The sequence below is a fragment of the Bacillus sp. B2-WWTP-C-10-Post-4 genome, assembly GCF_009183805.1.
GTDB lineage: Bacteria > Bacillota > Bacilli > Bacillales > Bacillaceae_G > Bacillus_A > Bacillus_A cereus.
The window spans coordinates 21,194-31,815 of sequence record NZ_WEII01000053.1; the positions used below are offsets into that span (position 1 = coordinate 21,194).

A 10,622-nucleotide genomic window follows, 5' to 3' on the forward strand; every position below is an offset into this window, starting at 1 on the left:
TGTTACAGAGCACCAGGCGCAATCCACATATGTGAAGTGAGCCCTTTATCAGCTAAAGCGAGTTGACTGTCATACACAGTTTTCCATGTTTCATAGAATTCTTTATATAGTTCATGATTTTCAGTAATTGGCTCGAATGTGTGCTCCCACTGTACAAACTGTTCAGCAGTTTCTTCCATAGATGAATAGATGCCTGCGCCAACTCCAGCAGCAATCGCAGTTCCTAAAGCAGCTGCTTCTTTCACGACAGGTACTTTTACAGGAATACCGAGTACGTCTGATAGAATTTGTGGCCATAGTTTCCCTTTAGCGGCACCGCCAGCAAAAATAACTTCAGAAGGGAATGTACCAGTAAGATTTTCAATTAGTTTTAAGTTTCCAAGTGTAACGAAGGCGGCATTTTCTTCAATAGCACGAAACAGTTCTTTTTTTCCGCATTTGTCAGCGTCTAAACTTAAATTTAAAAAAGAAGGTGCGGCATGACGCCAAGAAATGTAGTTCATAACGTTTGAAAAAGTAGGGATAATACCATATGAACCGACAGGTACGTCTTTCGCTTGTTCTTCTAATAATTCATAAGCATATACACCGAGTTTGTCAGCAAGTTTCTTTTCTTCTTGGCAAAAAGCGTCTCGAAACCAGCGCATAACGAGACCTGGGAAAAAGGCGATTGTTTCATATTGCCATAGGTTCGGAACGACGTGACAATTTACTCGAATCGCAGCATGTGGATCTGTTATTGGCTCAGTAACATTCACTTCTTGTTGCCAAAAGCTGCCGCCGCATATTAAAGTTTGATTTGGTTTTACGACTCCAGTCCCGAGTGCTGCCATTTGAGCATCACCGCCGCCAGCGACGACAGGAATCCCTTCAAGTAAACCAGTTAGTGCTGCACACTCTTTTGAAACATTACCAATCACAGTGCCAGCTTCATTTACTTTTGGTGAAAATGGCAAAGATATACCACACTCTTTAGCGACATCGTTATCCCAATTCCTATTTTGTAAATCAAAGATTCCGGACGTACAACCGTTGGAAGGGTCGATTTGCAGTACGCCGCTTAATTTATACAAAATCCAATCATTTAACATCGTAAAGGAGTGAATATTGCTATAGACGTCTGGTTCATGTTTTTTAATCCAAAGTAGACGTGGTAAAGCACCCAATGAAAAAGTTTGCCCAGATTTTCTGTATAAATCTTTTTCAAGATGTGAGCGGATTTCTTTTAGCTCACTAACTTCAGCGGATGCACGGCCATCAACATTTGCACATGCCCATATTTCTTGCCCATGTTTATCATATAAAACAAAACCTTCTCGCATACTTGTAGCGCTAATAGCTTGAATAGAAGAGGGAAGTATATTACTTTTTTGCAGAACTTCTTTCGTACACTGTTGTACAAGTTGCCAGTTTTCTTTTACATCAAAATTCATAGAACCGGGGTAACGAGGATCAGTTTTATGAACCCATTCCTTTTGGCTTACTGCAATTTGATTGCCATGTAAATCAAAAAGAACAGCTCGAATGCTCCCTGTACCAGCATCGAAAGCTAATAAAGTAGACATTAAGAATCACCTTCCTTTCTTAATAAGGAGAGCGCAGTTTCTTCATCAGTAATTAATGTATGAATAAAATTCCCTTTTAAAGCCCCATAAATGGCATCTATCTTTTGAGTACCTCCAGCCACACCAATGACATGCTTCATGTTGCGAAGAATCGTAAGTGGTGTGCCAATTAGACGATTATGATGCGAGAGCTCTAATAACTCACCATTCGTATTATAAAACTGTCCTAAAATATCGCCCGCCCCGTTTTGACTTCGAATATATGTCATTTCACGTAGCGTTAATTTTTCTTCTTTTACAATTGTAGCGTCTTGAGATAACCCGCCAATACCGACAACTGCTGTATGTGCAAGTGAAGCGACATGAAGCATATCTTTCACACTTGGTTCTGATAAAATACTTCGTGCCATTTCAGTAGAAGATGCTAGAAAAGGAGTAGGAATAATATGAAGTTCGCCTTGCATGTAGTGTAAATAGTTTTGTTTTCTTGGGAGATAGTGGTTTACTCCGCCTGTTAGCGTTACGAATGAAAGATTAATAGAACTTTCAAAATGAATGTTTTCTAGCATTTTACTTATCGTTTCACCCCAGCCGATGCCGAGTAAATCCCCTTGTTGGAGATGAGTCTCTAAATATTGTGCAGCGGCTTTTCCGAGAGAAGTAGCATAATTGTTTATTGGAGTAGGGATAATGAAAGCATCTTTTAAGTGGAACTTTTTCATTAAGTCACGTTCAATGCTCAAGCAATGCAAACCGGTTCCTTTTACGTGAAATGTAACGATACCTTCACTGCGTGCCTTATCTAATAACCGGACGACTTTATTTCTTGAAATATGAAGAAGTGACGCGATCTCCTGTTGTGTTAATTGGTCTTTATAATAGTACCAAGCTACTTTAGTTAATAAATTTTCTTCAAAGTTCAGCTGAGTCATACTCTTCATCCCTTTCAACAATTGACCACAGCTTAAACATATGTACCATATATTTTGTTTATTCCAGTTGGAACGATTAATAGTACGTAGAAAAAAGTGTTCTAGATATAAAAAAAGGAATATACAATGCTACAAAACAAGTAGAACAAATAATCATTTTCTCAAAAAATGTTCTGGGTAAAGGCAGGTGACATCATGTGGAGAATGTGCCCTTATTACAAGTGAAGAAAATGAGTAAGGCGTTTTCGAATCAACTTGTGCTAAAGGAAGTGAACTTACAAGTAGAGCATGGTGATATATACGCTTTAGTTGGTGGAAATGGCGCCGGGAAATCGACATTAATGAAAATATTAACGGGGTTATATTCGTATGATGATGGAGAGATGTATGTAAAAGGAAAGAAGCAACAGTTTTCAAATCCATCAGAAGCACACCGAAAAGGTATTTATTTAATACCGCAAGAACCACTCATTTTTCCGCATATGACTATTGAAGAAAATATATGTATCGGGTTAAAAGAAAAGAAAAAGAAACTAAAAGTACAGATTCAGCAATTGATTAGCAGCTTAGGATGGGATATTGACCTTAATAAACTAGGAGGAACATTATCGATTGCGCAACAACAGTTAGTAGAAATCGTTAGAGGATTAATAAGAGAAGCTGAGATTCTTATTCTAGATGAGCCAACATCGACATTAACAACACACGAAATTAAGAGTCTTTTTGTGTTGATGAAAAGTTTACAAGAAAAAGGAATTGGGATGATTTATATTACGCATCGTTTTCCAGAAATCTTTGAAATTGCCAACAAAGTAGCAATACTACGTGATGGAATGGTTGTAAGCCAAGGTGATGTATGTGACTATACATATGACATGCTGATGGAGGGACTATTGCCAAAAGGATATAAACAGAAAGAGAAAATAGAAGTAGTTCAAGAGACAGCAAAGACGAAAAAAATATTAGAAGTGGTTGATATAAATGGTCACGCATTCGAAAATATATCATTCACTGTACATGCGGGTGAGGTTGTAGGTGTTGCTGGCATTATAGGATCTGGCAGAACGGAATTAGCAGAAGCGATATTTGGATTGAAAACTATAAAATCAGGGTCTATCTTATTGGGTGGAAAATCAATTGATACGTGTTCTTTGCATAAAAGGCTAGACGAAGGCCTAGTTTATGTGCCAGAGGATAGAGTGAGGAATGGAATTTTCTCAATTGCTTCTGTTAAAGAAAATATTGCAGCAGCAAGTTTATATCAAAATAATCGCTTTTTTATAAATCAAGAAAAAGAAAGCGCTTTAGTTAATTCGTTTATAGAACAGTTCCGAATTGTTGTACAGAATATGAATAAAGAACTGGCATCTTTATCAGGAGGTAATCAGCAGAAGGTCGTGCTTGCGAAGTATCTTGCATGTAATCCTAAAATTATTATTCTTGATGAGCCGACTCGCGGAATTGATGCGAAAGCAAGGCTTGAAGTGTATGAGACGATAAAAAAAATGAAAAGGGAAGGACTCGCAATTTTATTAATCTCTTCAGATGTTGAAGAAATTATCCAATTAGTAAACCGTGTATATGTAATGAGAAATGGGCGATTTGTTTCTCATATGGAAAAAGAACAACTGAGTGTGAATGAAGTTACACGCCTTGCATACGGAGGTGTAACGGAATGAAACGTATGTATAAAATGCACGAAACGTCTATCATAATGTTACTACTAATTTATATAGCTATTGTAGGGATGATAAACCCTAGTTTTATTCAATTTACCTCGTTATCTTTACTGATGAAATCAAGCGTTATTTTAGTCGTGCTAGCAATCGGTCAATCGTTCGTCTTATTTACGAAAAATATAGATGTATCAGTTGGTTCAAGCATGGGATTAAGTGCAGCAGTTTGCGGAATGATGTTAACGAATGGGTATAGTGCATTCTTGTCGATATTTGTAGCTATTATACTTGGGGCCATTATCGGTTTCGTAAATGGTATTGGAGTTGCGAAGTTTCGGGTACCAGCCATTATTATGACATTAGGCATGTTAGGAATTGTTAGAGGTGCAATGTTAATTTTCACAGGCGGGAAGTGGATTGAAGATATTCCAAACGATTTTAAGCAGCTGTCATCTATCATCATTCTTGGTTTACCTATAACTGTATGGTTCGTTCTTATTATTTTACTACTACTATACTTCTTTTTAAGAAAAGTGCCATTGGGAAGATACTTTTATGCGGTAGGTGATAATGAAGATGGCGCGAGGCTTATTGGTATACCTGTTAATAAAGTGAAGATATATGCGTTTATGATTTCAGGCATAAGCGCTGCGCTCGCTGGTTGCATATTTGTTATGAATATCGGGTTCGTTCCAAATCAAACTGGTACAGGAATGGAACTACAGGTGATTGCAGCTGCTGTGCTAGGAGGAATTCATCTAAAAGGAGGAACAGGTTCTATATTTGGAGCTGCACTAGGAGCATTGTTTTTAGAAGTGATAAGCAGTTCACTTATCTTTTTAAAAATACCAGCATTTTGGAATAATGCTATTTCAGGTTTTTTACTATTACTTATTATCATATTAGATAGCGTCATGAAGAAGTGGAAAGCAGAAAGGAGAATGAATCTATGAAGTATTTTTACAGATGGGAAGGTGTGTTAATCATATTACTTCTTATAGAATTCATTCTCTTTAGTTTTATAAACAGCAATTTCTTAAATATTAGTAATCTCCTTTTTAGTACAAATGATTTTCTATTCATAGCAATCGCGGCAATTCCAATGACTTTCGTTATTGTAACAGGAGGAATTGACGTATCTGTAGGATCAATTATGGGGCTAACCTCGATTTTAATTGGTGTGTTTTGGATGAATGGAATTCATATTTTACTAGCAGTAATAATGGCACTTATAGTCAGTTGCTTAGCAGGAGCTTTAAATGGGCTTATTATAAAATTGACAGATGTAGAACCACTAGTCGTTACACTCGGAACGATGTTTTTATACGGAGGAATTGCACTCGTTATTTCAGGAGGGGCAGGTGCTTCTGGATATGAAGGGATAAGCGGTTTACCTGATACTTATGTACAACTAGCAAATGGTAGTTTTATAGGAATACCCAATTTATTATGGCTACTTATTTTATTAACAATTGTATGCACGATTTTGTTTCACCGAACGATATATGGGCGCCACGTAAAATTAACAGGCGCGAATGAAAATGCAGCAAAATACACCGGGATTAAGACGAAGAAAGTAGTAATCATTGCTTACATACTTTCTGGGTTAGGAGGTGGATTAGGAGGAGCTTTCTTAACTGCATATTTCGGTTCTGCACGTGCTGATATAGGAAGCGAAACAATATTACCAATCATTACAGCAGTCGTCTTAGGCGGTACACTTATTACAGGCGGAAAAGGAAGCATTATCGGTACTGTACTGGCGAGTATTTTCATTGGGCTCATGCAGTATGGCTTGCAAATGACGGGTTTAACAAATGAACAATCCAATGTAGTAATAGGTATTATCCTTATTCTTTCAGTTATTATGAGACATTTCAAATTACATCAATTTTTAGCGGGGAAAAGACAGAGTTTGCATAAGGGGGAAATGTCATGAAGAGAAAACTAGGGATTGTATTGATTGTATGTATTTGTTTAATCGGTTTAATTGCGTGTTCTAGCCAAACGGCAGATAAGAAAAAGGCTGATGATGTGAAATTTGCATTTATTCCGAAATTAACAGGAGTTGGTTTCTTCACATCGGGAGGTGAAGGAGCAAAGGAGATGGGAGAGAAGCTAGGCGTACAAGTGAAATATGATGGGCCGTCTGAAGCGAGTGTATCAGGGCAAGTAAAGTATATAAATAATTTTATTAACCAAAACTATGATGCACTTATGGTTTCCTCTACATCAGTTGATGGTTTATCGCAATCACTACAACGTGCTAAGAAAAAAGGAATGACCGTCTTAACATGGGATTCTGATGTGAATCCGAAAGATCGTTCTTTTTATATAAGCCAAGGAACACCAGACCAGCTTGCTAACTTATTAATAGAAATGACTTCTAAGCAAATTGGAGATAAAGGAAAAGTAGCGTTCTTTTATTCTAGCCCGACAGTAACGGATCAAAACCAATGGGTAACGAAAGCGAAAGAAATTATTAAAAAGAAATATCCGAACTGGGAAATTGTAACGACGCAGTACGGTGAAAATAATGCACAAAAATCTTTATCCGTAGGGGAGAACATATTAAAAACGTATCCAGATATTAACGCAGTTATTTGTCCAGATGCAACAGCACTCCCAGCAATGGCGCAGGCAGCTGAAAACTTAAAAATGGATAAAAAAGTAGTGGTAACTGGATTTTCTACACCGAACGTTATGCGTGATTATGTAAAACGAGGAACAGTACAACAATTTGGTTTATGGGATGTAAAACAACAAGGTGCTCTCGCAACGTATGTAGCAAATGAAATTGTTGTAAAAGGGAAGAAGTTAAAAGTAGGGGATAGCTTCGAAGTAAAAGGAATTGGAAAAGTGAAAGTAGAGCCAAACTCCATTCAAGGATATGATTATGAGGCAGAAGGGAACGGAATTATCGTATTACCAGAACGAGTTGTATTTACGAAAGATAATATTGATAAGTATAATTTTTAGTAGACCAAAAAACGTCCGAATATATCGGACGTTTTTTTATTTCTGCATTAATTATGAACAGTTTCTTTTTCGTTTAATCCAAGTGTACGACCAGTAGAAGTGTGAAGATCTTGGAACAATCTTGGATTTTCAGTTAGTGAAATGCCATATGAAGGAATCATTTCTTTTATTTTTTCTTCCCATTCTACCATGCGGCTTGGGAAACATTTTTCTAATACTTCAAGCATGACGTGAACAGCAGTAGAAGCACCTGGTGATGCGCCTAGTAATGCGGCGATTGAGCCGTCAGCTGCACTTACTACTTCTGTACCAAATTGAAGTGTTCCTTTACCGCCAGCATCAGTATCTTTAATTACTTGTACACGTTGTCCAGCAACTACAATATCCCAATCTTCACTTTTCGCGTTCGGAATGAATTCGCGTAATTCTTCCATACGTTTTTCATGTGATAACATAACTTGCTGAATTAAGTATTTTGTAAGTCCCATTTCTTTTACACCAGCGGCTAACATCGTTAAGACATTATTCGGTTTTACAGAACCGATTAAGTCAAGATTTGAGCCAGTTTTTAAGAATTTAGGTGAGAAGCCTGCGAATGGTCCAAACAGTAAAGCTTTTTTATTGTCTATATATCTCGTATCTAGATGAGGTACAGACATTGGCGGAGCGCCAACTTTAGCTTTACCGTACACTTTCGCATGATGCTGCTCTACAACTTTTTGGTTTTTACATACCATAAATAGTCCACTTACTGGGAAGCCACCGATATGCTTTGATTCAGGGATACCAGTCTTTTGAAGTAGAGGTAGGCTACCGCCACCGCCGCCAATAAAGACGAATTTAGCAGTATGATGCTCAATTTTACCACTATTCATATCGTGTACTTTTACTTCCCACAAACCATTTTTCGTGCGCTTAATATTTTCGACACTATGCTTGTAGTTTAGCTCGACATTTTTTGTTTTTAAGTAATCAAACAACATACGTGTTAATGCACCGAAGTTAACATCTGTTCCAGAGTCAATCTTCGTTGCCGCCATCGGTTCATTAGATGTGCGACCTTCCATAATGAGTGGAAGCCATTTTTTTAATGTTTCAGGAGCATCAGAAAATTCCATTCCTTGAAACAGTGGATTTTTTGAAAGCGCTTCAAAACGGTTTTTTAGAAACTCAACATTTTTTTCCCCTTGTACTAAACTCATATGAGGTAGTGGCATAATAAAATCTTGTGGATTACGAATTAATTTGCTCTTTACAAGATATGCCCAAAATTGTCTTGAAAGCTGGAATTGCTCATTCACTTTTACAGCCTTACTAATATCTATAGATCCGTCAGCTTTTTCGGAAGTATAGTTCAGTTCGCATAGCGCAGAATGCCCTGTACCTGCATTATTCCATTCGTTAGAGCTTTCTTCCCCGGCACTTGCGAGTTTTTCAAAAACTTTAATTTCCCATTCTGGTGCTAATTCTTTTAGTAATGAGCCTAATGTTGCACTCATAATTCCTGCACCAATTAAGATAACGTCTGTTTTTTGCTGCATGTTGCTCATGATAATCTCTCCATCCCCTATATTGGCAAAAAAGTGTAGGTGTTTTCTATGTCTAAGCCGTAAAAGAGAAACACCGCCTAGGCCCCACCTAGGTGTATACCTTTTTTGTCTCAATTATATAACCATCTCATACTCTATTATAATAATTAATAGACTAAAATATCTAGTGTTATCTGATAATTTTAAACTATTTAACGTTTTATTCGCTAAAAATCTTATTTAACAAGCTCTTTTAAGGTGGTAAATGGAAAAAAATTACAGTTTGAAATTATCTCGAAAAAGCTTACGTATCCTTAAGTGACTAAATCGAGTACCTTTTTATGGGATTATTCTTTCTGCAATGGTAAGATTATTCTGAAAAATAAAAAGGAGGGACTCTAATGTGTACAAAAGAACAAATTTCAAACTTATTTCGAAACTTTTCAATAAAGGAATGTAAAGGGTCAAGTGATTTATATGAATATTTATCAATGAAAATTGCTGAAGATGAGGAAGTACTTACACTATCGTCCTATGCTCAGGTAGGTCAACCAGTCCCAAACTTACTATTAGGTGCAGTACATTATTTATTGCTAGCAGGGAAAGAACATCATTTAAAAACGTATTATAGTAGTTTAGTTGAAAATGCTGATACAAATTTAGATAAAGCTTTTAATCATTTTAAAGATTTCTGTAAAGAGTACCGAGAAGAAATCATTACTTTGTTACAAACGAAACTCGTTCAAACAAATGAAGTAAGACGGTGCGCATACTTATACCCAAGTTTCTGCTACATATTTAACAAAGTGAAGAAGCCGTTAGCGTTAATTGAAATTGGGACAAGTTCTGGGTTGCAACTGTTCTGGGACCAATATCGTTATTCGTACGGGACGGATGAAATGTACGGAAATATAGATTCAAATGTGCATGTAACTTCTGAAATAAGAGGGGAGAATGTGCCGCATTTTCTAAAAGAAAGCCCATCTGTCGTAGAAAGAATCGGACTGGACTTACATGTGAATGATTTACATAATGAGGAAGATTATTTATGGTTACGTGCTTTAATTTGGCCAGAGCATAAAGAAAGGTTTGAGATGTTTGATCAAGCTGCATCTTTAGTGAAAAATGAATCTGTCCAATTAATAGAAGGAGACGGTGTAGAGCTATTATCATCTATTATTGAACAAATAAGTGAAGAAGCTGTTATTTGTATTTTCCATACACACGTCGCAAATCAAATACCAGAACAAGTAAAACATAAGTTAGAAAAACAAATACAAGAAATTGGCGCAAAACGTGATGTATTCCACCTGTATAACAACATGTGGGATCGTGACCTTCATATTGATTATTATATTAACGGAAACGAATATCGTGAAACGGTTGGAGAAATAGAAGGGCACGGGAGATGGTTTAGCTGGAAGATTGGAAATGAGACGCTTATTTAGATTAATATGGGCGTCCTCACTTGTAAAAGATGGGTCCATAGGCTCAAGCATTGACTAAATGGTTAAGGAATAAATGTATTAGTAACATACAAAAAATGCTTCGGAGAAATCCTAAGCATTTTTTGAATTACATTTAAACCCCATAATGGATCATGTACTTCTGTTCTGCTGCAGCTTGTACAATTTTTGAAGCTAACTCATTCAGCTCATCAGATTTTCTGAAGAACTTTGAGGATGTAACTGTTTCATAGAAAATTGCTAATGATTCAGGCGGGATAATTGTAATACCACAATAAGCTAAACCGTATTTCTGATTTTTGACTGTATGGAAGTAGGTTTTCATAATTGATAAATTTTGATTTAAACTACTGATAATATCATCATCAACAGATATACAATGATATTTCTCTGGTGTATAATCTTCGTAATTTTTTTGAGAAGTAAAATCGTCATTTTGTTTATGTGTAATAGAAATGATTATGTAGTTCATTAG

9 protein-coding genes are annotated in these 10,622 nt (G+C 36.5%); 5 read left to right on the top strand and 4 right to left on the bottom strand.

The features are described 5' to 3' along the window. Positions 1-2: 2 nt before the first annotated feature. Positions 3-1,565, bottom strand: coding sequence for an autoinducer-2 kinase (lsrK, locus tag GBN78_RS19335; protein WP_098299680.1), 1,563 nt, complete (start codon positions 1,563-1,565; stop codon positions 3-5). Then, positions 1,565-2,515, bottom strand: a complete 951-nt coding sequence (locus GBN78_RS19340; protein WP_130067926.1) for a sugar-binding transcriptional regulator — start codon at positions 2,513-2,515, stop codon at positions 1,565-1,567. The genes lsrK and GBN78_RS19340 overlap by 1 nt, the downstream gene beginning before the upstream one ends. A 179-nt stretch (positions 2,516-2,694) precedes the next feature. Here GBN78_RS19340 and GBN78_RS19345 point away from each other — a divergent pair, with 179 nt between their 5' ends. Genes GBN78_RS19345 through lsrB form a run of 4 tightly spaced genes read left to right on the top strand, consistent with a single transcriptional unit; the run spans position 2,695 to position 7,152 of the window. Then, positions 2,695-4,176, top strand: coding sequence for a sugar ABC transporter ATP-binding protein (locus GBN78_RS19345; RefSeq protein WP_074625432.1), 1,482 nt, complete (start codon positions 2,695-2,697; stop codon positions 4,174-4,176). Then, positions 4,173-5,126 carry an ABC transporter permease subunit gene (locus GBN78_RS19350; RefSeq protein WP_025117862.1) on the top strand — a complete coding sequence of 318 codons (954 nt, stop codon included), beginning with the start codon at positions 4,173-4,175 and terminating at the stop codon, positions 5,124-5,126. Before GBN78_RS19345 ends, GBN78_RS19350 begins: the two co-directional genes overlap by 4 nt. Next, positions 5,123-6,112: an ABC transporter permease gene (locus GBN78_RS19355; RefSeq protein ID WP_130067927.1), complete on the top strand. Its 990-nt coding sequence runs from the start codon at positions 5,123-5,125 to the stop codon at positions 6,110-6,112. The genes GBN78_RS19350 and GBN78_RS19355 overlap by 4 nt, the downstream gene beginning before the upstream one ends. Next, positions 6,109-7,152: an autoinducer 2 ABC transporter substrate-binding protein LsrB gene (gene lsrB / locus GBN78_RS19360; RefSeq protein ID WP_000823656.1), complete on the top strand. Its 1,044-nt coding sequence runs from the start codon at positions 6,109-6,111 to the stop codon at positions 7,150-7,152. The genes GBN78_RS19355 and lsrB overlap by 4 nt, the downstream gene beginning before the upstream one ends. Positions 7,153-7,199: 47 nt before the next feature. Here the strand turns inward: lsrB and GBN78_RS19365 are convergent, their stop codons facing one another. Then, positions 7,200-8,702, bottom strand: a complete 1,503-nt coding sequence (locus GBN78_RS19365; RefSeq protein ID WP_000069138.1) for a malate:quinone oxidoreductase — start codon at positions 8,700-8,702, stop codon at positions 7,200-7,202. Positions 8,703-9,082: 380 nt separating this feature from the next. Here GBN78_RS19365 and GBN78_RS19370 point away from each other — a divergent pair, with 380 nt between their 5' ends. Beyond that, complete coding sequence (locus GBN78_RS19370; RefSeq protein ID WP_152127618.1) at positions 9,083-10,129, top strand: DUF2332 domain-containing protein; 1,047 nt, start codon at positions 9,083-9,085, stop codon at positions 10,127-10,129. Positions 10,130-10,262: 133 nt separating this feature from the next. Here the strand turns inward: GBN78_RS19370 and GBN78_RS19375 are convergent, their stop codons facing one another. After that, on the bottom strand, positions 10,263-10,619 hold the full coding sequence (locus GBN78_RS19375; RefSeq protein WP_098299684.1) for a short-chain dehydrogenase: 357 nt from the start codon (positions 10,617-10,619) through the stop codon (positions 10,263-10,265). Between the last annotated feature and the right edge of the window lie 3 nt (positions 10,620-10,622).